The sequence below is a fragment of the Segniliparus rugosus ATCC BAA-974 genome (assembly GCF_000185725.2).
Taxonomy (GTDB): Bacteria; Actinomycetota; Actinomycetes; order Mycobacteriales; family Mycobacteriaceae; genus Segniliparus; species Segniliparus rugosus.
On the sequence record NZ_KI391954.1, the window covers coordinates 619113 to 641435 of the forward strand.

The window sequence follows — 22323 nt, forward strand, 5'->3', positions numbered from 1 at the left end:
ACGGTTTGTGATGACGCAGATTATGTACACGTATCCGGCGATGTTGGCGCAGGCTGCGGAGATGAATGGTTTCGCTGCTGCTTTGCAGGTGGTGGGGGCGGATGTGGCGAGCGAGCAGGCTTCGTTGGCCGGGGCGTGGCAGGGTGACACCGGGACGAGTTATCAGGCGTGGCAGACGCGGTGGAATCAGAGTATGGAGGAGTTGGTGATGGCGTATCGGGCGATGGCGAGCTCGTACGAGCAGAACACCCTCTCGATGAACGCCCGCGACATGGCCGAAGGCGCCAAATGGGTCTAGGAGCCCCCTCGGGCGTCCGCGCCGCGAGCCGCGCCGACAGGCCCCCCGTCGCCGCAGAGCTGACGGTCGAGCAGGCGTGGTTCCTCGGCGAGCGCCTTGGCGCTGGCGCCTTTCCCTGGGCGCTGGCGATCACCGCGCCCTATCAGGACGAGCGCCAGCGCGTGCGTCTGGGCGCGCAGCACGCCAAGGATCTCGCCGAGGTCGGGGTCGTCGGAGCCGACGGCAGTGTGGATCCATCCGTCGCCGGGTGGATCCACACTGTCTGCCGCCCCGACCGATGGCTGGAGCTGCGCTACGTCGTCGCCTCCCCGCACGCGGACGGCGACCCCGGCTCCGCGCATCCGAAGCTATTGCGCGGCTTCGTCGCGCGGACGCAGTCGCAGACCGTGGTCGCGTTGCGCAACGCCCAGCTGGTCGCCTTCACCGCGATCGAAGCGGACGAGCCCTCGGCGTTGGTCCCGAGCGTGGTCGCCGGGCTCAGCCAGCGCGCCCCCGCGCAATTCCCCGAGTTCACGCTGCCCGCCGAGGCGGGCGCGAAGGCGGACGAGAAACTCCGCTCCGGAGCTTCGCTGGACGATGTCGTGGAGCGACTCGGCATCCCGCCCGCCGCCCGCCCGGTCGTCCAGGCGGCGCTGCGCGGAAGGCGCAGCTATGTCGAAGTGGTCGCAGGGCAGCGGGACGGCGCGGCCAAGCGGAGCACCGAGGTCGGCGTGAGCGTGGTGGACACCGGCGCGGGCCGCGTCCTGGTGAGCCCGCGCCGCGCCGCCGACGGGGTCTGGCTGTCCACTTTTGCGCCGGGGACGCCGTTCGCCATCGCGGTCGCGGTCGACCAGCTCACGGCCGAGCTTCCCGAAGGCCGCTGGTTCCCGAACGCGCGCCTGACCAAGAGTTTCAACTAACCGGCTGCCACTGGCCGCCCCGGCCCCGCCCCTATCTGAAAGAGCCAAGCGAAACACTATGTCCGACAACGCCGTGATGCCCATCGTCCGGGTCGCCGTGCTCGGCGACAAGAAACTGGCCGAGGTCGCGCTGCCGACGCAGCTGCCGATGCGCGACATCATCCCTTCCGTGCACCGGATGCTCGCCACCGAGGCCGCCGACCTCCCGCAGCGGCTGAGCCTCGCGCCGGTGCACGGCGCGCCGTTCAGCGCGGACGCGACTTTGGACACGGTCGGCGTCGTGGACGGCGACCTCTTGACGCTCCGCCCGACTCCGGCGGGCCCCGCGGCCCCCGGCGTCGTGGAGGACGTCGCGGACGCCGCCGTCATCTTCTCCGAGTCGCGCACACGCCCGTGGGGCGCGGCGCACATCGCCCGAGCGGCCCGGACCGGCCTGGTCGGGTCGGTCCTTGTCGCGACGGCGCTGGCGACCGCGCACCGTCTCCAGACCGGGTCCGCGATCGGTCTGGCCGCGCTCGGCGCGGTCGCCCTGCTCGTCGCGGGCGGCGCGCTTTTGTCCCGACCGTGCTCGCGGCCGCTCAGCTGCGAGCTGGCGGCCACGGCGTTGGCCCCCATCGTCTGCGCGCTGGCGTTGGCGCTGCCCGGCGACAGCGCGGCCCCCCGCGCGCTGCTCGCCGCCTCGGGCGCGGCAGCGTGGTCGGCGGTGTACCTGATCGTCGCGCGCGAGCTGGTCGCGTTCTTCACTTCGGCGGTCGTGGTCGGCCTCGGCCTCGTCGGGGCCGCCGCGGCGCAGACGCTCTGGAGCCCGCCCATGATGACGCTGGGCTGCGGCTTGATCGCGGCGGCCCTGCTGGTGACGGTCAAAGCCGCGCAGCTCTCGGCGCTGTCGGCCCGTCTGCCCCTGCCCACGATCCCCGCGCCGGGCGACCCAGCTCCGTCCGCGCCGCCGATATCGGTGCTCAGGGACCTGCCGCGCCGCGTCAAGCTGAGCGACTCGCATCAGAGCGGATTCATCGCGGGCGCGTCGCTGCTCGCCGTGCTCGGATCGCTCGCGGTCGGTTCCGCCGCGCACAGCCCGTTGGCGTGGTACTTGGTCGTCGCGACCGGGGCCGGGGCCGCGTTGCGCGCCAGGGTCTGGGACTCGGCGGTCTGCAAGGCATGGCTGCTCGCGGTCCCGTTCCTGACCGCGACGGCGCTGACCGCGGCGTTCGCCGCCTCGGGCCGGTTCCCCGCGGCCCTCGGCTCCTTCGGCGCGCTCGCCGCGCTGGTCGCCGCGCTCGTGGTCGTCGTCGCCAACCCGAAGATCGGCCAGGCCGAGAGCTATTCGCTCCCGACCCGGAGGGCGCTCGGGTTCGTCGCTTCCGGTCTCGACGCGTCGTTGCTGCCGGTCATCGCGTACCTTGTCGGCCTGTTCGCCCTGGTCCTCGACCGATGACGAGGCCGGCGCTCGCCCTCGTCCTTGCGCTGCTCGCGGCGGCGGCCCCGCCAGCGTGCGCCGCGCCGCGCCCGGTTGCGGACCCCGCCGCGCTGCCAAGGGACTCCGCCCCCGGCGGCTCCGTCATGCAGATCGGCGCGTGCGAAGCCACGCTGCTGGCCCCCGGCTTCCCTCGGGCCGAGAAACCCCCGGCGGACCTCGTGCAGGCGTGGCGCTTCTCGCGCGGGGCGGGGCAGACCGTCGCCGTCATCGACACCGGGGCGCAGCCCAGCCCCCGGCTGCGCGTCCTTCCGGGAGGGGACTACGTCCAGGCGACGGACGGCCTGGTCGACTGCGACGGGCACGGCACCTTGGTCGCCGGGATCATCGGAGCCCAGCCGGGCGAGGACGGGTTCTCCGGCGTCGCGCCGGACGCGCGGCTGATCTCCATCCGGCAGACCTCGGCGAAGTTCTCGCAACGCGCCCCGGACGAGGATCCTGCGGTCGGCGGTCTCGCGCGCGCCGTCCAAACCCTGGCGCGCGCGGTCATGCGCGCCGCCGACCTCGGCGCGAGCGTGATCAACGTGTCCGTCCCGATCTGCGTCTCGGCGGCCAAGCCCGTCGACCAAGCGGCGCTCGGAGCCGCGCTGCGCTACGCGGCGGTGGACAAGGACGCCGTGGTCGTGGCGGCTTCGGGCGACATCGACGGCTCGGGCCCGAACTGCCGGGCGAACCCGCTGTCCGGGCCGGGGGCGGACCCCCGGAACTGGTCGGGGGCGGCTTCGATCTCCACCCCGTCGTGGTGGCAGCCCTACGTGCTGTCGGTCGGCTCGGTCGCTTCGGACGGCAGCCCTTCGCGGTTCACCATGCCGGGGCCGTGGGTCGGGGCCTCGGCCCGAGGCGAATCGGTCACGTCCTTGTCGAACCGGCCCGACGGCGGTTTGGCCAATGCGGTCCTCGGCCAGGACGGCAAGCCCGTCCCGATCAACGGGACAGGCTTCGCGGCGGCGTACGTGTCCGGCGTTGCCGCGCTGGTGCGCAGCCGTTTCCCTGAGCTGACCTCGAGTCAGACGGTCGCGCGGCTTGAGCGCACCGTCCGCGACGCGGGCCGTTCGCCCTCGAACCTGGTCGGAGTCGGCTCCGTCGACCCGGTCGCCGCGCTGACCTGGGAGCTTCCCGCCGACGGCTCCCCACGCCGGTCCGAGCGCCCGCGCGGTCGCGGCTCCGTCCGCGCCGAAGCCCGAGGACCCCCTGCCGCGCAGGCTCGCCTTCGCGGGCTCCGGCATATGTCTGATCGCGGTGATCGCAGCCGGTGCGGCCGCCGCCCGTCGTCGGCAGGAGAGCGCCGAATGAGCACACGAGTGCAGTTGTACCGTCCGCCGGCTCCAGGAACGTTCCGCCTGGCGCTGGTGTCGACCCTGGTCGTGGCCGCCGTTTTCGCGCTGTGCCGCCGCGATCTCACCGGTCGGTGGGCCGCGGCTTCGGCAGGGACGCTCGCGCTGGCGCTGTCGATATGGTGGCGCGGCCTCTTCGCCACCGACATCGTCGGCAAGCGGCTGCGCATGCTGTCCCGGCGGTTCTCCCGGAGCGCGCCGGAAGAGCCCGCCGAGATCGTCCGGGCCGGAGCCGGCGCGCTCAGCACGGTGGCGCTGGAGCTTGTGCCCCCGGCTTCCGGCGGCGAAGTCCCTGTGGAGCTCCTCGCCGGATACCTCGACCGATACGGCGTGTCCTGTTCGTCCATCCGGATCACCCTGGCGGACAAGGGCGGCTCAGACGGCTGCGTCTGGGCGAGCCTCACATTGAGCGCGGCGGACAACCTGGCCGCGCTCGCGGGGCGCTCGCCCCGGATCCCATTGCGCGAGACAGCGGAGACAGCGCGCCGTCGTCTGGCCGACCACTTGCGCGAACTCGGCTGGCAGGCGCGCGCGGCGGAGCGCCCGGACGGGCCGGACTTCGCGCCGGGCGCGAAAGAAGGATGGCGAGCGGTCGCGGACGAGCGCGGATATCTGGCCGCCTACCGGGTCCGCGCGAACGCCGCCCTGCCCGGCGTCCTGCGGGCCGTTCGGGGCCTCCCCGCCTCGGAGCGATGGGTGGCGCTGGAGCTCGCCGGAGCCCCGCGCGCCCCTCGGCTCGCCGTCGTCTGCGCGTTGCGCACCGGCGACAAACCCGCGCCCCGCGCCCCGTTGGCAGGTCTGGAGCCGTGCTCGGGCGAGCATCTGCCGGTGCTGCGGGCGCTGCGCCCGCAGGTGGCGGACCAGCTCGGCGGGGAGTCAGCCGAAGTCACCGCCGAGCTGCTCGGCGAGCTGTCGCTGCTGCGCTGACCCGACCGCTCGGCGTTCGCCCCGGCCTGCCCCTCGCAGCGAAGGGGCGCGGTCGGCGGCGGAGCCGGATCGGATGTTGGCGAGAGTACATCGAATGTTCGCAATACGTATGTACATTCCACGATGCGCCATGCTATGATCTAGGTCACGAGGCGGTGAAAGCCTCGAGCACAAGGAAGTGCATATCCTTGCGCGGCCACAACAGTAGTCCGCAGTGAGCAGCCCGTTGTTTCGATCCTCTTGTTGTGTCAAGGCTCCCGTGCGACGAATCGATGTTTGTGGGTCACGATGTCATCCCAAGAGCGATAGGTTGAGGACGGATGCGGGTTGAGCAAGCGTCAGTTCAGCGTCAGTGCGGCAAGGTCGTTGATCGCCACGGGGTTCGCTCCGCGTCCGCAGTGCTGGCCGACAGCGCGGCATTGGTATTCCCGGCTGTGTGCGAGGCTATCGCCGAGACGCCCTCGCATGTTCGTCGGGTCATCGAGTACCACTTCGGCTGGGACGCTGGCGTGGCTCCCATCCGTTACGGCGGCAAAGCCGTTCGAGCGGCGCTGGCGACGCTGAGCTGTGAAGCGCTCGGCGGCGCCGCGGCGCTCGCGGTGGACGCCGCGGTGTGTGTCGAGTTGCTGCACAACGCCTCTCTGCTGCACGACGACATCATCGACGGCGACCGGCAACGCCGGGGACGGCCCGCCGCATGGACGGTGTTCGGCGTCCCGGCGGCGATGCTGGCCGGCGACGCGCTGTTCTTCCTCGCAATGGGCCGGGCCGCCGCCATGCAGAGCGGAACAGCCTGCGACAGCGTCGGCAAGGTCATCGACTCGTTCACCGAGGTGATCGAAGGCGAATACCTCGACATCCTGCTCGAGGGCCGCTCTGGAGCCACCGTGTCGGAAGTGGAAGCGATGGCCGCCAGCAAGACGGGGGCTTTGATCGCGTTGGCATGCGTGCTCGGGGGCAGCGCCGCCGGCGTCGATCTCGACTAGCAGCAGCAGTTGTCGGCGTTCGGCCGCCACCTTGGCATCGCGTTCCAATACGTCGACGACGTCCTGGGAATATGGGGGGAGAGCGCCCAGACGGGGAAACCGCGCGGCTCCGATGTGCGGGCGCGCAAGCTCTCCCTGCCGATCGCCTACGTGCTTGGCTTGGGCACGCCCGCCGCCGAGACCGTGTCGGCGGCGTACGCCAGCGGAGAGCTGCTGTCGGACAGGGAATGCGGCGAGGTGATCGCCGCGGTCGAGGAGGCTGGAGCCCGAAGCTGGGCCATGGCGGGGGCCGAGCGGCATATCGCCGCTGCGCTGGACTGCCTGGACAACCTCACGTCCCAACCCGGTCCGGCCGCCGAACTCCAAGCCCTCGCGCATCTGCTGCTGAGACGTAACCACTGACATCGGACCACGGAAAGAGGAAGCCACCATGCCGACTTCGAGAAACGTCGCGGCGATTTCGGCTCCACCGGAGCACCTTCTCGGCAACAGCGATACGTGGCCGTTGCGAGTGACGTTCGACGAGCTGCGGGTGCGGCTGCCGAGCGCGCGCCTGCACCCGGCCGCTGACGAGCAAGACGTCCGAGGCGCGCGGTTTTGCCAGCTGCACCTGGCGGCATTGTTCGAGACAGAGGACGCGTTCGCCGATTTCACCGGCGCTCGGCACCACCACGCCGCGTTGTACGGTCTTCCGCTGGCTCTGCCGGACCGGATCGGCCCGATCTGCGACATGCTCCAACTGATGTTCGTGGTCGACGACATCCTCGACAGCGCCACCATGGAGAAACGGTCCGCCGCCAACTTTCGGGCCGACATGGCCGCCCTCCTCAAAGGATTCTCGCTCGAGGGCGACGGGCCTGCGCGCCGAGTCGCGCAGGCGATGTCGCACGTGATCGGCGAGCTTCTTGCGACCGGGATGAGCCAGCGCCACGTGGACTGCCTCCTTGCCGATATGGCCGCCCACGCAGAAAGCTGTCTTCGTGAAAACACCAGCAAGCTGCACGACGAGATCAACGACATCGACTCCTACCGACGAACGCACGCCAGCGTCGGCGGTGTGCCGGTCGTGCTGCGCCTGCTGGAATACAGCCTGGGCGTTGACATCGGAGCCGAGCAACAGGAAAGCACGCTCCTGCGCGACATATCCCAAGTAGTGAATTGGCACATGATGCATGTCAACAGCTTGTTCTCCTTCCGCAAGGAGATGTTCGAGGAGAACAACGCCACCAACCTGGTCTTGGTGCTGGCCCGGCGCCAAGGCATGTCCGTGCAAGCCGCCGCCGACGCCGTCTGCGACGAGATCCGCGCAACCGAAGCGGCCTATTACCGCTTGCGCGACGAAGCCTTCGACCACCCCTTCTCGGATCAGGAAGCCGTCCGCCGATACCTCATCGGGCTCGACTACCTGCTCAGCGGCACCATCGCCTTCCACGCCGTCAATCCCCGCTACCACGGCGTCGCCGGCCTCTGGCTCGCCGAAGAGCCCGTGGCCGCCACCATGCACATCTACCCCGACCGCACGGTCTTCACCCCGGCCAGCCGCCACGCATCGGAGGGACGATGATCATCCACAACGAGCGTCGGCTTCCTGTTGCTCCGAAGCAGCCGCCGCTGACGGCCGATTCGGAGCATGTCGTGCTGCTCGACGACGCGTTGCTGCCCGCAGGGAGCGCGCCGAAAGCCACCGTGCACGACGCCGAGACGCCGTTGCACCTGGCCCTGTCGTGCTATCTGTTCGACCAAGACCGCCGCCTGTTCGTCAGCCAGCGCGCGCGCAGCAAACTGACGTGGCCGGGCGTCGTCACCAACTCCGCGTGCGGACATCCGCTGCCCGGAGAGCCGCTGCACCACGCCGCGCGCCGCGTGGTGCGCCGGGAGCTCGGCTGCGAGATACGCGAATTGTCCACGGTGCTCCCGCATTTCAGCTATCGCGCGGTGTCGAGCGCGAACATTGTCGAATGGGAGTACTGCCCCGTGGTCGTGGCCCGTGTGGACTCCCGCGAACTCTCGCCGAACCCCGAAGAGGTCGAGGGCGGACTCTGGCTCCGCTGGGACTCGTTCGTCGAACTGGCCCGCCAGCCCGAAGCCATGGGCCTGTCGCCGTGGTGCCGACTCCAAATGAAAGAACTCGGAGAGCACCAAGCCCCTTACGAAAGAGCCGACCGCACGAACGAGCTGCCCGGCTATCTCCAATAAACCCCATTCGGGACCGTCCCGAATGCCCGACCGCTAGAAGGTGATACGCATGCCCGATTGCGCCCAGCACTCCCTCAACGAGGTGCGCCAGGAGGTGGTCCGATACGTCGACGCCCCGCTGCGCGACGCGGTGTCGACCCTGGCGCAACCGCTGCGGCGCATGGCCGAATACCATTTCGGCTGGGTCGAAGCCGACGGAACCGCCGCCGACCCGCACGGGCGGATCCTGCGCCGACGGGCGGCGACATTGACGTTTCTCGCCTCGGGCTCCCCTGGATCCGCGTGGGAGCGGGCCCGCGCCGTCGCCGCCGCGAACACGCTTCTGATGGCCTCGGCGCTCGTCCACGACGATTTGGTCGACCACGACGAGTGCCGATACGGGCGCGCCGCGGTGTGGAAGGCGTTCGGCGCGCCCGCCGCGGTGCATCTGGGAGACGCGCTGCTCGCGCTGGCCTTCCGCACGCTCCGTGACGCGCCTGCCGGGGCCAGGGACGAAATCCAGGATCGAATGGCCGCCTGCGCGCAAACCATGTACGCCGGTCAAGCGGCGGAGACGCTGGTCGAACAGAACCGGGCAGGCAGTCTGGAGCAGGTGATCGACGTGGCCGCCGCGAAGGCCGGCAACCCGGTCGAATACTTCGTCGCCAGCGGAGTGCTGTGCAGCGGAGCCCCGGCCGACAGCGTCAGCGCCGCCGCCGAATTCGGCCTGTCGTTCGGCATGGCCTTCCAGTTCCGCAACGACCTGGAGAACATCTGGGACAACCCGCACGGAGATCTGCACGACCCTCTTTCGGACCTGCGGGAACGACGGGTCACCGCCCCCGTGGCCTTCGCCTGGCAGCAACCCGGTCCCGTCGGCGACGAACTGGCCGCCTACTACCAGGCCAAAACTGTCGCCGACTACGCCGAACTGCTCCGCATCCGAGGGCTGCTCGAACAGGCGGGAGCCAGGACATGGCTCGAGACCGTGATCGCGACGCATATGCGCACCGCGCTCGAGCTGATTCCCCGAATCACAACGGACCCCCGCACCGCCGCGCAGCTGAGCGCGCTGGTCCGCTCCGTCGATACGGGCACGGACATGTCCGGGCTTGTCGGCCAAACGGGCCGCTGACCGTAAAACGGCGAACCCCGCCCGCGCGATTTTGGCCTTACGGCTCTTTGTGTCGAGAGGGGGACTTGAACCCCCACGTCCTTATCGGACACTAGCACCTCAAGCTAGCGCGTCTGCCATTTCGCCACCTCGACAGGGTGTGCTGACTTGATCAGCAAGACTTGCTCCGGGTGGGTGGCCCGGTGCAGTGGTAGATAGTAGCAGGGGTTCGCCGCTCTGGCCAATCGGTTTCGCCCGCGCGAGATGCGGCGGCCTTGTTGCCCTGGGGGAGGGGCGCCCTGCTTCTCATGCATCACTTCAGTCACAACCGCACCTCGAGACACGCCGGAATTGTGATCGCCTCAGGCCGTGGCCGGGGGCACAATGGGAGTAAGCACCAAGGAACAAGCAGAATGAGGTGGACCGTGTACCGAGTGTTCGAAGCGCTGGAAGAGCTCGGCGCGATCGTGGAAGAGGCCAGGGGCGTCCCGATGACCTCGAACTGCGTCGTCCCCCGAGGCGACGTCCTGGAGCTGATCGACGACATCAAGGAGGCCCTGCCCGCCGATGTCGACGACGCGCAGGACGTGCTCGACCAGCGCGACCGGTTGATCGAAGAGGCGCGGGTGTACGCGCAGAACACGGTCGAGGACTCGCGCGCGAAGGCGGAGTCCTCGGTGGAGGAGGCCAAGCACGTGGCGGAGCGGATCACCTCCGACGCGGCGGCGCAGGCCGACCGGACGGTCAAGGAGGCGCACTCCACGGCGCAACGGCTCCTAGCCGAGGCGCAGCAAGAGGCCGAGCGCCTGCGCCACGAGGCGCAGCGCGAGTACGAGTCCTCGACCACGCGGGCGCGGGAGGAGTCCGAGCGTCTGCTCCAGGCGGGCAATTCGGCGTACGAGCACGCGGTGAACGAGGGGCTCGCCGAGCAGCGCCGCCTGGTCTCGCAGAGCGAGGTGGCCCAGGCGGCCCGCGCCGAGGCCACGCGCGTGGTGGACGCCGCGCACGCGGAGTCGGACCGCACCAGGGCCGAATGCGACTTCTACGTGGACACGAAACTGGCCGAGTTCGAGGAGTTCCTCGTCACCACCAGCCGCACGGTCGCGCGGGGGCGCCAGCAACTGCGCGCGGGGGCCGGGACGCACGACTTGATCGACAGCCTGCCCAATACTCGTGAGAATCGGGAACGCGTCGAATCGCGCAGGTGAAACGGGCGCGCCGAATGTGCGCGACGGATGGATCTCGCGTATTCTCGTGCGGGTGACCAGTCCCGATGCTTTGGCGCGCGTCTTCGATCCGCGTGATCCGTGGACGCTGGACATCCGTCAGCTGCAGCCGGGCTCGGAGCCGTTGCGCGGGGAGCTGGACTTTCCGGCCCCGGATCGGATCGGCGGTGAGCTGCTCGCCGTCCAGCAAGGGGCTCCGGTCTCGCTCGCCGTGGAGTTGTTCGAGACGGAGGACGGCGTCGCGGTCTCCGGGCGCCTCCGCGCTCCGGTCGTTGGGGAGTGCTCGCGCTGCCTCGAGCGTTTCACGGGCTCGACTGAGGCTTCGTTCCGCGAGTTCTTCAGCTTTTCGCCGGTCGAGGGGGACGAGGAAGCTCCGGTGGCGATCGGCGGCAAGGTGGGGCTGGAGCAGTCGGTGATCGACGCGGTCGTCCTCGGCTTCCCGCTTTCGCCGCTGTGCGATCCGGACTGCAGGGGCATCTGCGTGGAGTGCGGCGTGCTTTTGGCGACCGTTCCCGCAGATCACAGCCACGAGCAGATCGACCCGCGATGGGCGGGGCTGCTCGGGAAGTTCGGCGCGTCCGAACCCGGGCCTGAGCCGGACGGGGGAGCGGGGAATCAGTCAAACCGAAAAGAGGTTGGAGACAAGTGATGAGCAAGTCGGACGAGCGCCAGGACGGGCCCCCCGCCGTCGAGCCTGTGCAGTTCCTGGCTCCCAGGGTCGACCCCGAAGACGGGGGCGCCGGCGACGACTTGGACCTGACCGCGATCCACGCCGGGGCCGCGCGCGCGAAGGCTCCGGTCCGAGCGGCCCAGCAGGAGTCCAGGCGCCCGCCCGCGCGCTCGGCCGCTCCGCAGAAACGCGCCGCGAGCGGGCGCAAGGACGCCGTCGCGGGCAAGCCCGCCTCGGCTTCGAAGCCGAAATCCGCCGGCCCGGTCCGTTCGGTGGACAAGCGCCGCAAGGCCTCCGAGTGCGTCGTGTCCGACCCGGCGGAGCTTTTCGATTCCATCGGGGTGACGCTGCAGGAGTCGCTCTTGACCCTCGCGCTGACGCACCGCTCGTGGGCGAACGAGCACGGCGAAGTCCCCACCAACGAGCGGCTGGAGTTCCTCGGCGACACGGTGCTGGGCCTGGTCATCACCGAACAGCTGTATGTCACCCACCCGGACAAGGAGGAGGGCGAGCTGGCCAAACTGCGGGCCAACATCGTCAGCACCATCTCACTCGCGGAGATCGCCCGAAGGCTCGGCAAAGGCGGGCTCGGCGAATACCTGTACCTGGGCAACGGGGAGATGCGCACCGGCGGCAAGAACAAGGACTCGATCCTCGCGGACGGGCTTGAGGCGCTGCTCGGCGCGGTGCACATCCAGTACGGCATCGAGAAGGCGCGCGAAGTGGTGCTGCATCTCTGCGCGCCGCTTCTGGCGAGGGCCGCCCGGCTCGGAGCCGGGTTGGACTGGAAGACCAGCCTGCAGGAGCTCTGCGCCCGGCGGGGCCTGCGCCCGCCGGTCTACGAGGTCGCCGAGGCAGGCCCGGACCACGAGAAGCTTTTCACCGCCGTCGTGCTGATCGAGGAGAAGAGCCTCGGCACCGGGTCCGGCCGGACCAAGAAGGAAGCCGAGATGAAAGCGGCGGGCCACGCTTGGGGCGTGATCAGCGGCGAGGATGTGGCGCTCCCGAGCCTCGGGCTGTGAATGCCTGAGCTGCCCGAGGTCGAGGTCGTCCGTCGGGGACTCGCCGAGGAGCTGGCCGGAGCGCGTCTGCGCCAGGTCCGCGTGCTGCATCCCAGGGCCGCGCGCAGGCATCCCGGCGGCGGCGCGCTCTTGGCCGCCGCGCTGGCCGGACGCGACGTCCTTGCGGTCTGCCGCCGAGGCAAATACCTGTGGCTGGTCCTCGACGGCGAGGACTCCGTGGTCATGCATCTCGGCATGAGCGGCCAATTCAGAATTGGCGAGGAAGGAATGCCGGGGAACCCGAACCACCTGCGGATCGAGGCAGACCTGGCAGACGGGCGGACGCTGCAGTTCTTCGACCAACGGACCTTCGGGGGCTGGGAGTTCGCGCCGCTCAAGGAGGTGGACGGCGAGCTGGTCCCCGTCCCGGTCGCGCATATCGCCCGCGATCCGTTCGACCCGAAATTCGACCCCGTCCAGGCCGCCCGGCGCATCCGGGCCAAGCGCTCGGCGATCAAGCGGGTGCTCTTGGACCAGACCGTGCTCTCCGGGGTCGGCAACATCTACGCGGACGAGTCCCTCTGGCGGGCGAGGCTGCACGGCGAGCGGCCCGCCGCCGAGCTGGGCCAGCGCAAGGCCGTCGCGCTGCTGGGCGAGGTCGCCTCGGTCGTGCACGAGTCGATCACCGAGGGCGGGACCAGCTTCGACTCCCTCTATGTGAACGTGAACGGGGAGTCGGGCCAGTTCTCGGACTGGTTGGCCGTCTACGGCCAGGAGGGCAAGCCCTGCCGCCGGTGCGGCGCGGCGATCCGCCGGGAGGCGTTCATGAACCGAAGCTCCCACTTCTGCCCGAAATGCCAGAAGCTGTAGCTGGCGGCGAAACGGCGCTGAAGGGGAGCCCCGCCCGGTCGAGTCCAGTTTTATGGAATGAGAGTTTTCTGGGAGCCCCTCGGCTCGCGGAAAGCCGGGCGCGCCCTTCAGGGAGGGCCGATGGCGAAGATCCACGTCGACGCGGACGCGGTGTGGTCGGGACGAGCCAGGCCGCGGTGTCGCAACCACGTTGACGAAAGAGCAGTACGAGAACGGCGACATGGAGAACATCACCGGTGACAAGCACAGTAAAGCCGACGGAACGGTGCTCTCGCAATGAAACGTCTCTTCTTGGTCGTTCTTTGCTCCCGCTGTTCCTTGTGAACGCTTGCGAATACGCGAAGCCAGACCCTGCGTGGCGGGCCAACGATGTCGACCGGGTCAGGCTGGCGCGACTCGTTGCGGACCCCTGGCTCAGACCGGAAGCATCATTTCCGGGCGGCACAATGAAATCTCCTGTGGCCGCCCGACGTCCACCGTCATTCTTCCGGTCGAACACCAAACGCTGGTCTGAGGTTCCGGTCCCCGGCGGCGGCTACGCCGGGCTCGCCGACGAGATCGCCGCCGCGCAGCGGGCGGGCTGGTCCGTCACGGGCGTGTACTGCTCGAGCAGCTCCGGTTTTCACGGCGACACCCCGTTTCGGCCAACTCCGCGAAGGGAAACGGATATCGCCTACGCCGTCGACCGGATCCTGGTCGGTTTCGCCAAACCGGCGGCCGACCTCGACCACGCTGCGGCGGCGTATCTCTTTGAAGAGCTTTGGGAGCAGCCTGACGAGCACGTGGTCGATTATTCAGTCGAAGGGAGGATCGTGGTCGGAGCCGTCGCGCCGCACCACGCCGATAAAGGCTGGCCGGCCTATCAGCCCGTCCCACTCGCGGATACTTGCATCGCGGATCCGAGCCACCCCCGTCTGCCCGCAGAAGCGGATATGGAGCCGAAGGCCAATCCGCCGCCGCCCAAGTCGAGCGGGTACGGAGAGCCCCTTGACGAATCCGGCAAGCCTTTCATCACGTGGGACTACTTGAACAGGTCCGCCCTTTCGGCGCTCAACAAACCGGACCCCTCCTCGCCGACCGTCACGCCGACCCGATGACCCGGACCGCGCCGACATCAACCCGCCCGCGCATCGGGACGCGTCGGCGATGTCGATCAAGGGGCACGCTGGTGTGGTCGAGCCGAGCGCGCCGACCTGCCCGGACGCCTGCCCCAGGCGGCGCATGGAGGCGGCCACGACTTTGAGCACGAAGCAGTCGGCGGCGACGTGGTGGGCTTGGACGGCCTCTGTCGTGGTGTCGAGCAGATCGCGCAGCGCCCGAGGCGCTGCGGGGAACCGCGAACGTCTGCAGCGCGTATGGAAAGCGTAAGGAAGCCAGGACGGGCGGGTTTCGGGCGCTAGGCTTGCCTCGGTCGGGCGTTCCCGACGCGTTTTCGAGAAGGGAAAGGACAGCTCGCGTGGCCGATGTCGCCTACCTCGCGTTGACCTTGGTCTCGTTCGGCGTTCTGCTTGGCGCGTTGGGCGCGCTTCGATGACCCTCGCCGGAGCGGTGAGCGTCGTGCTGCTCGTCCTCGCCGCGGTGCTCGCCGTCTATCTCTTCGTCACGCTCGTCGACCCGGAGAGGTTCTGAGGGTGCCAGCAACAGGATTGCCCGAGTGGGTGGCGGCTGCCTCGCAGCTGCTTTTCGTCGTCGCCGTGCTCGCCGCCGTCTACGTCCCGCTCGGGGACTTCATGGCCAGGGCGTACACGAGCGCGAACGACCTCGCAGTGGAGCGCGTCTTCTACAAAGCCGCGCGAGTGGACTCGAAGACGGAGCAGACCTGGCAGTGGTACGCGCTCAGCCTGCTCGGCTTCTCGCTGGTGAGCGTGCTCTTCCTGTACGCGCTGCAACGGCTGCAGGGGGTGCTCCGCCTCGGCGGCGGGCTCGACGGGGTGAGCCCCGCGGTCGCCTTCAACACGGCGGTTTCCTTCGTCACGAACACCAACTGGCAGTCCTACACGCCGGAGACGACGATGGCCGTGTGGACGCAGCCGCTGGGCCTTGCGGTGCAGAACTTCCTCTCCGCGGCCGTGGGCATGGCCGTCGCCGTCGCCCTCATCCGCGGTTTCGTCCACGTGCGGGAGGGCGGCGAGGTCGGCAACTTCTGGGTGGACCTGACCCGAGGGACGGTCCGCATCCTCTTGCCGCTCGCGCTGCTGGTCGCGGTGGTCCTGCTGACCCAGGGCGTGGTGCAGTCCTTCCACACCGGCTTCGCGAGCGCGCAGGGACAAATCGCGCTGGGGCCGGTGGCATCGGAGGAGGCGATCAAGGAGCTCGGGACCAATGGCGGCGGCATCCTCGGGGCCAACTCGGCGCATCCCTTCGAGAACCCGACTCCGTTCTCCAACATCGTCGAGATCCTTGCGATCCTCGTCATCCCGGTCTCGCTCACCCGCACCTTCGGGACGATGGTCGGCGACCGCCGCCAGGGCCTGGCGGTCCTCGCGACGATGGCCGCGCTCTTCACCGCGGTCCTCGCGGTGACCTGGGCCGCCGAGTCCGCGCCGAGCGGCAGGGCCGGCACGTTGGCGGGGGCGATGATGGAGGGCAAGGAAGTCCGTTTCGGCGTGCCCGCGTCGGCGCTCTTCGCGACGGCCACCACCGGCACCTCCACCGGCGCGGTGGACTCCGCCCACGACAGCTTCTCCGCGCTCGGCGGGGGAGCGCTCATCGTGAACATGCTCTTCGGCGAGGTCGCCCCCGGCGGGGTGGGCACAGGGCTGTACGGGCTCCTCGTGCTCGCGGTGATCGCGGTCTTCGTCGGCGGCCTCCTGGTCGGGCGCACCCCGGAATACCTCGGCAAGAAGATCCGCCAGCGCGAGATCACCCTCGCGGCGCTCTCGGTGCTCGTGATGCCCGCGCTGGTCCTGATCGGGACGGCGGTCTCGTTGGTGCTGCCCGCCACGCTCGCCGCCCAAGGCAACGGCGGCGAGCCGGGCACCCTCGGCTCGCTGCACGGCTACTCGGAGGTGCTCTACGCGTACGCCTCCGCGTCCAACAACAACGGCAGCGCCTTCGGCGGCCTCACCGCCACGAACGACTGGTTCCAGGCCTCGCTCGGGGTGTGCATGCTCTTCGGGCGGTTCCTGCCGATCATCCTGGTGCTCGCCCTCGCAGGATCGCTCGCGACCCAGCACCACACGCCGCCGACCTCGGGCACGCTCCCGACGCACCGGGGCCTGTTCGTCGGCCTGCTCCTCGGCGTGGTCCTCCTGGTCGCCGCCCTCACCTTCTTCCCCGCCTTGGCGCTGGGGCCTATCGCGGAATCATTGGGAGGCGGAAGATGAGCGCGGGGAAAGTTTCGGCTGGCGTGTTCTCGCCAGCCCAGATGGTCAAGTCCCTGCCGGACGCGGTCCGCAAGCTCGACCCGCGCCACCAGGCCCGAAACCCGGTCATGTTCGTCGTGCTCGTCGGGTCGGCCGCGACCACGGCGCTCGCGCTCCTGCATCCGACCGTGCTGTCCTGGGCGGTGGCCGCGTGGCTGTGGTTCACCGTGCTCTTCGCGAACCTCGCCGAGGCGGTCGCCGAGGGCCGGGGCAAAGCCCAGGCCGCGACGCTGCGCCAGGTCAAACAGGAGACGGTGGCGCGAAGGCTGCGCGAGGATGGGGCCGAGGAGGAAGTCCCCGGCTCCTCGCTGAACCTCGGCGACCGGGTCGTCGTGGAGGCCGGGCAGGTGATCCCTGGCGACGGCGACGTGGTCGAGGGCATCGCCACGGTGGACGAGTCCGCCATCACCGGCGAATCCGCGCCCGTGGTGCGCGAGTCCGGCGGCGACCGCTCCTCGGTGACCGGCGGCACCACCGTCCTCTCGGACCGGATCGTCGTGCAGATCACCACCAAACCGGGCGAGACGTTCATCGACCGGATGATCGCGCTGGTCGAGGGCGCGGCGCGGCGCAAGACCCCGAACGAGATCGCGCTGGGCATCCTGCTCGCCTCGCTCACGATCATCTTCCTGTTCGCCGTCGTCGCCATCGGCCCGATGGGCGCGTACGGCGGACAGCAGCCGGATCCGGTCAAGCTCATCGCGCTCCTGGTCTGCCTCATCCCCACCACCATCGGCGCGCTGCTCTCCGCCATCGGCATCGCGGGCATGGACCGCCTCGTGCAGCACAACGTGCTCGCCATGTCCGGACGGGCCGTGGAAGCAGCGGGCGACGTCGACACGGTGCTCATGGACAAGACCGGGACGATCACCTTCGGCAACCGGCGCGCCACCGCGCTGATCCCCGCAGACGGGGTGTCGGAGGCCGAGCTCGCCGAGGCGGCCCGGCTCTCCAGCCTCATCGACCTCACGCCGGAGGGGCGCAGCGTCGTGGAGTTCTGCGCGCAACGCCACGGGCTGGCCGCTGAGGCCGCCCCGGAGGAGCTGGCGGGCGAATTCGTGCCGTTCACCGCGCAGACCCGGATGTCGGGCCTGGACCTCGACGGCGTTTCGATCCGCAAAGGCGCAACGGAGAAAGTCCTCGAATGGGCGCGCGAGCAGGGCGCTCCGCAGGCTCTGGACGTGCAGGACGCGGTGGGCCAGGCTTCCCGAGAGGGCCGCACCCCGCTCGTCGTCGCCCGGAACGAGGGCGGCAAGGCCCGGATCCTTGGCGTGATCGTGTTGTCGGACGTGGTCAAGCCCGGCATCGCGGCCCGGTTCGCGCAGATGCGCCAGATGGGCATCCGCACCGTGATGATCACTGGGGACAACCCGCTGACGGCGGCGGCCATCGCCCAGGAGGCGGGCGTGGACGACTTCCTCGCCGAGGCGACCCCGGAGGACAAGCTCGAACTGATCCGCAAGGAGCAGTCGGGCGGCCGACTGGTGGCGATGACCGGCGACGGCACCAACGACGCCCCCGCGCTCGCGCAGGCGGACGTCGGCGTCGCGATGAACACCGGCACGGCGGCGGCCAAAGAGGCCGGGAACATGGTGGACCTGGACTCGGACCCCACCAAGCTGCTGGACATCGTCTCCATCGGCAAGCAGCTGCTCATCACGCGGGGCGCGCTGACCACGTTCTCGCTCGCCAACGACCTGGCGAAGTATTTCGCCATCCTCCCCGCGCTGTTCTCCAGCATCTACCCGCAGCTCGCGGCGCTGAACATCATGCGGCTGCACTCGCCGGCCTCGGCGATCCTCTCCGCGGTGATCTTCAACGCGGTGATCATCCTCGGGCTGATCCCGCTCGCGCTGAAAGGCGTGCGGTACACGCCCGCGTCGGCCGAGGTGCTGCTGCGCCGGAACTTGCTCGTGTACGGAGTCGGCGGCGTGGTCCTGCCGTTCGTCGGGATCTGGCTCATCGACCTTGCGGTCCGGTTCTTGCCGGGGATCGGCTGAGATGGAGAGGTGAAGCGATGACACTGTTGTTCCGGCTCTTGCGCCAGTCGGTCGTCGGCCTGGTCCTGCTCGCCGGGCTCACGGTCCTGTTGGGCGTGGCCTACCCGCTCGTGGTGTGGGGGATCAGCCGCGTCGGCCCGGACTCCGCCGAAGGCTCCCCCCGCGTCGTCGGCGGCTGCGTCGTGGGCAGCGAGCTGGTCGGGGTGGACTCGAAGACCGCCGACGGAGCCCCGGACCGGTATTTCCACGCCCGCGTCGTCGGCTCGGGCGACGACGCGTTCGCGCCGGGCAGCCCTGCGGCGGGAGCCCCGTCGAACAAGGGGCCCAACAGCGAAGCCCTGGCCGCGTGGATCGCCAAGCGCAAACACGACATCGCCGAGCGCGAGTCGGTCCCGGAGTCGGACGTGCCGCCGGACGCGGTGACCGGCTCCGGTTCGGGACTTGACCCGGACATCAGCCCGGCGTACGCGGCGATCCAGGCCGCTCGGGTCGCCAAGGCGAACGGCAAGCCGGTCGAGGAGATCCGCAAGCTCGTGGCGGAGCACGCCAAAGGCCGCCAGTTCGGTTTCCTCGGCGAGCCCCGCGTGAACGTGGGCGAGCTCAACGCCGCGCTCGGCCTGCGCCCGTCGAACTGCGGCTGACAGTGCTTTCATGGAAGGTGTGAGGCTTTCATGGAAGGCGTGAGCGCCGATACGTCCCAAGGCTCGCAGCTGACCCCGCGCAAGCGCGGCCAGCTGCGGATCTATTTGGGAGCCGCGCCGGGGGTCGGCAAGACCTACGCCATGCTCGCCGAGGCGCACCGCCGCCAAGAGCGGGGCGCGGACGTGGTGGTGGCGGTGGTCGCCACGCACGGGAGGGAGCAGACCGCCGAACTCCTCGACGGCCTGGAGGTCGTGCCGTCGCTGGAGCTCCCGTACCGAGGGGCCGTGCTCGAGGAGATGGACCTCGCGGGCGTGCTGCGCAGGGCCCCCGAGCTCGCGCTGGTGGACGAGCTCGCCCACACCAACGCGCCCGGCAGCGCGAACGAGAAACGTTGGCAGGACGTGCAAGCGCTGCTAGAGGCGGGCGTCGACGTGCTCTCCACCGTGAACGTCCAGCACCTGGAGAGCCTCAATGACGTGGTCGCGCAGATCACCGGCGTGACCCAGCACGAGACCGTGCCCGACGTCTTCGTGCGCTCTGCGGCGCAGATCGAGCTGGTGGACATCACGCCGGAGGCGTTGCGGGCCCGGATGTCCCACGGCAACATCTACGCCCAGGAGAAAGTGGAAGCCGCGCTGCGCAACTATTTCCGGGCGGGCAATCTGACCGCGCTGCGCGAGCTGGCTTTGCTGTGGCTGGCCGACCAGGTGGACGCGGCGCTCGCGAAATACCGGCAAGACCACCGGATCACCGACGTCTGGGAGACGAGGGAGCGGGTGATCGTCTCCGTCACCGGGGGCCCCGAGTCCCCGACGCTGATCCGTCGGGCGCGGCGGATCGCCTCGAAGTCCGGCGCGGAGCTCATGGTGCTGCATATCGTCCGGGGCGACGGCCTCGCGAGCGTCGCCGAGGCCGAACTGGGCCGTCTGCGCGAGTTCGCGGCGAGCGTTGGGGCCTCGCTGCACACTGTCGTCGGCGACGACGTGCCCATGACGCTCCTGGAATTCGCCAGAGGGGTGAACGCCACGCAGCTCGTGCTCGGCACGTCGCGGCGCTCGCGTTTCGCGCAGTTCTTCAGCGAGGGCATCGGCATGCGGGTGGTGCGGGAGTCGGGGAAGATCGACGTCCACATGGTCACCCACGAGGAGGCGGGCCGCAGACGGTCGTGGCGGCCGAGGACGGGTGGCCGGCTCAAGGCGAGTTGGGCCGCCGCGATCGTCGCCCCGCCCGTCGTCGCGGCGCTGCTGAAACTCGCCGGCGGCTTCATCGACTTCACCAGCGCGACGGCGGTGTTCTTCGCGGTGGTGCTCATGGTCTCCCTGCTCGGGGGCGTGGCTCCCGCCGCGTGCTCGGCGATCATCTCGGGCTTCTTGCTCAACTACCTCTTCGCGCCGCCGCTGCTCAGTTTCGCGGTGAAATCCCCAGGGCAGATCATCACGATCATCGTCATGGTCGGGCTGGGCGTCGCCGTCGCGGCGCTCGTTGACTCCGCCACGTCGCGGGCGCGGGAGGCGCGCCATGCCGCTAAAGAGGCGGAGCTGCTCACCTTGTTCGCGGGCGTGGTGCTGCGCGGCGCGGACGTCTCGGAGCTGCTGGCGAAGGTGCGCGAGACGTACGCGCTTCGCGCGGTGAGCCTGGTGCGGGCCGGGGCGGTGGTGTCGTCGGCAGGCGAGGACCCTCCGACAAGCGCGGTGGCCGCGCAGACCGCCGTGGACTCCCCGGACGGGGAGTCCACGCTGCTGCTCGACGGGCCGAGGACGTTCGCAGGGCGGGACCGGCGCGTGCTCGAAGCGGTGGCCGCGCAGGCCGCCGCTTTGGTCAGGCAGGCCGATCTGGCCGGGGAGGCCGCCAAGGCAGACGGGCTGGCCGAGGCCGACCGGCTGCGCAGGGCCTTGCTCTCGGCGGTCAGCCACGACCTTCGCACCCCGCTCGCGGCGGTGAAGGCGGCGGTGTCGAGCCTGCGCAGCCAGGACGTGGAGTTCTCCCCGGAGGACGTCGCCGAGCTGCTCGCGACGATCGAAGAGTCCGCCGACCAGCTCACCGCGCTGGTGGGCAACCTCCTGGACTCCTCGCGCCTTGCGGCGGGGGTGATCGCGCCGCAGCGCAAGCGCGTGTACGTGGACGAGGTCGCCCACCGCGCGATTCTGAGCCTGCCCGCATCGGCGCGCAAGCGGGTGCAGGTCACTCCGGACGTCAACGCGGTCATCGCGGACCTCGGCCTGTTGGAGCGGGTGCTCGCGAACCTCATCGACAACGCGCTGCGGTACGCGCCGGACTCCCAAGTGACCGTGCATTCCGAGCGCGAGGAGGGCGAGGTGGTGATCTCGGTGGTGGACCACGGCCCTGGCATACGCTCCGACCAGCGCGAGCGCGCGTTCGAGGCGTTCGGGCGGCTGCATGCCGCCTCGTCCTCGGACGGCCGGGGGGATCGGGACAACACGGTCGGCGTTGGGCTGGGCCTTTCGGTGGTGCGCGGTTTCGCCGAGGCGATGGGCGGGCAAGTGGTCGTCGCCGAGACTCCGGGCGGGGGCGCGACGCTGCAAGTCTGGCTGCCCGACGCCAACACGCCGAAACGGCAGTTGGCCCATAGAGGAGGATGAGGTTATGACACGGGTGCTCGTTGTGGACGATGAGCCGCAGATCCTCCGCGCGCTGCGGATCAACCTGACCGCGCGCGGTTTCGACGTGACCACGGCCTCCACCGGAGCTGGCGCGCTGCGGGCCGCCGCGGAGCGCCAGCCCGAAGTCGTCGTCCTGGACCTCGGCCTGCCGGACATGGACGGGTTCGAGGTGCTGGCGGGCCTGCGCGGCTGGACGAACGTGCCGGTGATCGTGCTTTCCGCCCGCACCGACTCCAGCGAGAAAGTCGACGCGCTCGACGCGGGCGCGGACGACTACGTGACCAAGCCCTTCGGCATGGACGAACTGCTCGCCAGGCTGCGCGCGGCGGTGCGCCGAGGCGCGCGCACGCAGGGCGAGGGCGAGCCGGTGGTGGTCACCGACTCGTTCGCCGTCGACTTGGTCGCCAAGAAAGTCACGAAGGACGGCGCAGAGGTGCACCTGACCCCGACAGAATGGGGCATGCTCGAACTCTTGGTGCGGAACCAGGGCAAATTGGTCTCGCAGAAGGATCTGCTCTCCGAGGTCTGGGGGCCGTCGTATAAGACGGAGACGCATTACCTGCGGGTCTACCTCGCCCAGCTGCGCCGCAAGCTGGAGGCGGACCCGGCCCATCCGAGGCACCTGATCACAGAGGCGGGGATGGGGTACCGGTTCGAGCCGTAGGCTCGGGCCGGCGCAAGGCGCAGACGTGCGCGGACAGCAGCGTTCTGCTATCGGTCT

The 22323-nt window shown here is 69.9% G+C and carries 17 protein-coding genes, 1 tRNA gene and 3 pseudogenes; 20 read left to right on the forward strand and 1 reads right to left on the reverse strand.

Going from position 1 to position 22323, the window contains the following annotated elements; translation table 11 throughout:
- Nucleotides 1-10: 10 nt before the first annotated feature.
- The 9 genes and pseudogenes from HMPREF9336_RS12770 to HMPREF9336_RS12810 all read left to right on the forward strand — a co-directional run bounded on the left by HMPREF9336_RS12770 (nucleotide 11) and on the right by HMPREF9336_RS12810 (nucleotide 9228).
- Nucleotides 11-298 (forward strand): WXG100 family type VII secretion target, encoded by a 288-nt coding sequence (locus HMPREF9336_RS12770; RefSeq protein WP_007467644.1) that lies wholly within the window; start codon nucleotides 11-13, stop codon nucleotides 296-298.
- A complete protein-coding gene (locus HMPREF9336_RS12775) occupies nucleotides 289-1197 on the forward strand; it encodes an ESX secretion-associated protein EspG (RefSeq protein WP_007467646.1) in 909 nt (302 codons plus the stop codon). Before HMPREF9336_RS12770 ends, HMPREF9336_RS12775 begins: the two co-directional genes overlap by 10 nt.
- A 58-nt stretch (nucleotides 1198-1255) precedes the next feature.
- A complete protein-coding gene (gene eccD / locus HMPREF9336_RS12780) occupies nucleotides 1256-2632 on the forward strand; it encodes a type VII secretion integral membrane protein EccD (RefSeq protein ID WP_021030638.1) in 1377 nt (458 codons plus the stop codon).
- Nucleotides 2629-3964: pseudogene (gene mycP / locus HMPREF9336_RS12785) on the forward strand (type VII secretion-associated serine protease mycosin). Before eccD ends, mycP begins: the two are co-directional and overlap by 4 nt.
- 56 nt (nucleotides 3965-4020) lie before the next feature.
- Nucleotides 4021-4932: pseudogene (gene eccE / locus HMPREF9336_RS12790) on the forward strand (type VII secretion protein EccE); the annotation flags it as partial.
- A 320-nt stretch (nucleotides 4933-5252) separates the two neighbouring features.
- Nucleotides 5253-6320, forward strand: a pseudogene (locus HMPREF9336_RS19065) (polyprenyl synthetase family protein).
- A 28-nt stretch (nucleotides 6321-6348) separates the two neighbouring features.
- The gene (locus HMPREF9336_RS12800; protein WP_007467656.1) at nucleotides 6349-7482 is read left to right on the forward strand and encodes a terpene synthase family protein; all 1134 of its coding nucleotides are present in this window, start codon (nucleotides 6349-6351) and stop codon (nucleotides 7480-7482) included.
- Nucleotides 7479-8114, forward strand: a complete 636-nt coding sequence (gene idi / locus HMPREF9336_RS12805) for an isopentenyl-diphosphate Delta-isomerase (protein WP_007467657.1) — start codon at nucleotides 7479-7481, stop codon at nucleotides 8112-8114. The genes HMPREF9336_RS12800 and idi overlap by 4 nt, the downstream gene beginning before the upstream one ends.
- A gap of 49 nt (nucleotides 8115-8163) precedes the next feature.
- Nucleotides 8164-9228, forward strand: coding sequence for a polyprenyl synthetase family protein (locus tag HMPREF9336_RS12810; RefSeq protein WP_007467658.1), 1065 nt, complete (start codon nucleotides 8164-8166; stop codon nucleotides 9226-9228).
- Between the two features lie 50 nt (nucleotides 9229-9278).
- Here the strand turns inward: HMPREF9336_RS12810 and HMPREF9336_RS12815 are convergent.
- Nucleotides 9279-9362: transfer RNA gene (locus HMPREF9336_RS12815), tRNA-Leu, on the reverse strand.
- A 270-nt stretch (nucleotides 9363-9632) separates the two neighbouring features.
- Between HMPREF9336_RS12815 and HMPREF9336_RS12820 the strand changes: the two genes are divergently transcribed.
- The 11 genes from HMPREF9336_RS12820 (at nucleotide 9633) to HMPREF9336_RS12870 (ending at nucleotide 22266) form a co-directional block, all read left to right on the forward strand.
- Nucleotides 9633-10415, forward strand: coding sequence for a flotillin family protein (locus tag HMPREF9336_RS12820; RefSeq protein WP_040585898.1), 783 nt, complete (start codon nucleotides 9633-9635; stop codon nucleotides 10413-10415).
- A 52-nt stretch (nucleotides 10416-10467) separates the two neighbouring features.
- Nucleotides 10468-11082, forward strand: coding sequence for a YceD family protein (locus tag HMPREF9336_RS12825; RefSeq protein WP_244431666.1), 615 nt, complete (start codon nucleotides 10468-10470; stop codon nucleotides 11080-11082).
- Nucleotides 11083-11375: 293 nt separating this feature from the next.
- Nucleotides 11376-12125 carry a ribonuclease III gene (rnc, locus tag HMPREF9336_RS12830; protein ID WP_040585901.1) on the forward strand — a complete coding sequence of 250 codons (750 nt, stop codon included), beginning with the start codon at nucleotides 11376-11378 and terminating at the stop codon, nucleotides 12123-12125.
- Complete coding sequence (mutM, locus tag HMPREF9336_RS12835; RefSeq protein ID WP_007467662.1) at nucleotides 12126-12974, forward strand: bifunctional DNA-formamidopyrimidine glycosylase/DNA-(apurinic or apyrimidinic site) lyase; 849 nt, start codon at nucleotides 12126-12128, stop codon at nucleotides 12972-12974.
- A 458-nt stretch (nucleotides 12975-13432) separates the two neighbouring features.
- A complete protein-coding gene (locus HMPREF9336_RS12840) occupies nucleotides 13433-14071 on the forward strand; it encodes a hypothetical protein (RefSeq protein WP_040585601.1) in 639 nt (212 codons plus the stop codon).
- A gap of 433 nt (nucleotides 14072-14504) precedes the next feature.
- Complete coding sequence (locus HMPREF9336_RS12845) at nucleotides 14505-14603, forward strand: potassium-transporting ATPase subunit F (protein WP_021030643.1); 99 nt, start codon at nucleotides 14505-14507, stop codon at nucleotides 14601-14603.
- Between the two features lie 17 nt (nucleotides 14604-14620).
- Nucleotides 14621-16300, forward strand: a complete 1680-nt coding sequence (gene kdpA / locus HMPREF9336_RS12850) for a potassium-transporting ATPase subunit KdpA (RefSeq protein WP_007467664.1) — start codon at nucleotides 14621-14623, stop codon at nucleotides 16298-16300.
- On the forward strand, nucleotides 16297-18339 hold the full coding sequence (gene kdpB, locus HMPREF9336_RS12855) for a potassium-transporting ATPase subunit KdpB (RefSeq protein ID WP_007467666.1): 2043 nt from the start codon (nucleotides 16297-16299) through the stop codon (nucleotides 18337-18339). The genes kdpA and kdpB overlap by 4 nt, the downstream gene beginning before the upstream one ends.
- A gap of 17 nt (nucleotides 18340-18356) precedes the next feature.
- On the forward strand, nucleotides 18357-18980 hold the full coding sequence (locus HMPREF9336_RS12860; RefSeq protein ID WP_007467667.1) for a potassium-transporting ATPase subunit C: 624 nt from the start codon (nucleotides 18357-18359) through the stop codon (nucleotides 18978-18980).
- Nucleotides 18981-19010: 30 nt separating this feature from the next.
- Nucleotides 19011-21581 (forward strand): sensor histidine kinase, encoded by a 2571-nt coding sequence (locus HMPREF9336_RS12865; protein ID WP_007467669.1) that lies wholly within the window; start codon nucleotides 19011-19013, stop codon nucleotides 21579-21581.
- Nucleotides 21582-21585: 4 nt separating this feature from the next.
- Nucleotides 21586-22266 (forward strand): response regulator, encoded by a 681-nt coding sequence (locus HMPREF9336_RS12870; protein WP_007467674.1) that lies wholly within the window; start codon nucleotides 21586-21588, stop codon nucleotides 22264-22266.
- The last annotated feature ends 57 nt before the right edge of the window (nucleotides 22267-22323 follow it).

Bases quoted from the DNA above. Each gene is read 5' to 3' on its own strand.
- HMPREF9336_RS12770 (WP_007467644.1), top strand. From the start codon at position 11: ATGACGCAGATTATGTACACGTATCCGGCGATGTTGGCGCAGGCTGCG.
- idi (WP_007467657.1), top strand. From the start codon at position 7,479: ATGATCATCCACAACGAGCGTCGGCTTCCTGTTGCTCCGAAGCAGCCG.
- HMPREF9336_RS12865 (WP_007467669.1), top strand. From the start codon at position 19,011: ATGGAAGGCGTGAGCGCCGATACGTCCCAAGGCTCGCAGCTGACCCCG.
- HMPREF9336_RS12775 (WP_007467646.1), top strand. From the start codon at position 289: ATGGGTCTAGGAGCCCCCTCGGGCGTCCGCGCCGCGAGCCGCGCCGAC.
- HMPREF9336_RS12800 (WP_007467656.1), top strand. From the start codon at position 6,349: ATGCCGACTTCGAGAAACGTCGCGGCGATTTCGGCTCCACCGGAGCAC.
- eccD (WP_021030638.1), top strand. From the start codon at position 1,256: ATGTCCGACAACGCCGTGATGCCCATCGTCCGGGTCGCCGTGCTCGGC.
- mutM (WP_007467662.1), top strand. From the start codon at position 12,126: ATGCCTGAGCTGCCCGAGGTCGAGGTCGTCCGTCGGGGACTCGCCGAG.
- HMPREF9336_RS12845 (WP_021030643.1), top strand. From the start codon at position 14,505: ATGACCCTCGCCGGAGCGGTGAGCGTCGTGCTGCTCGTCCTCGCCGCG.
- HMPREF9336_RS12860 (WP_007467667.1), top strand. From the start codon at position 18,357: ATGACACTGTTGTTCCGGCTCTTGCGCCAGTCGGTCGTCGGCCTGGTC.
- HMPREF9336_RS12870 (WP_007467674.1), top strand. From the start codon at position 21,586: ATGACACGGGTGCTCGTTGTGGACGATGAGCCGCAGATCCTCCGCGCG.
- HMPREF9336_RS12810 (WP_007467658.1), top strand. From the start codon at position 8,164: ATGCCCGATTGCGCCCAGCACTCCCTCAACGAGGTGCGCCAGGAGGTG.
- kdpB (WP_007467666.1), top strand. From the start codon at position 16,297: ATGAGCGCGGGGAAAGTTTCGGCTGGCGTGTTCTCGCCAGCCCAGATG.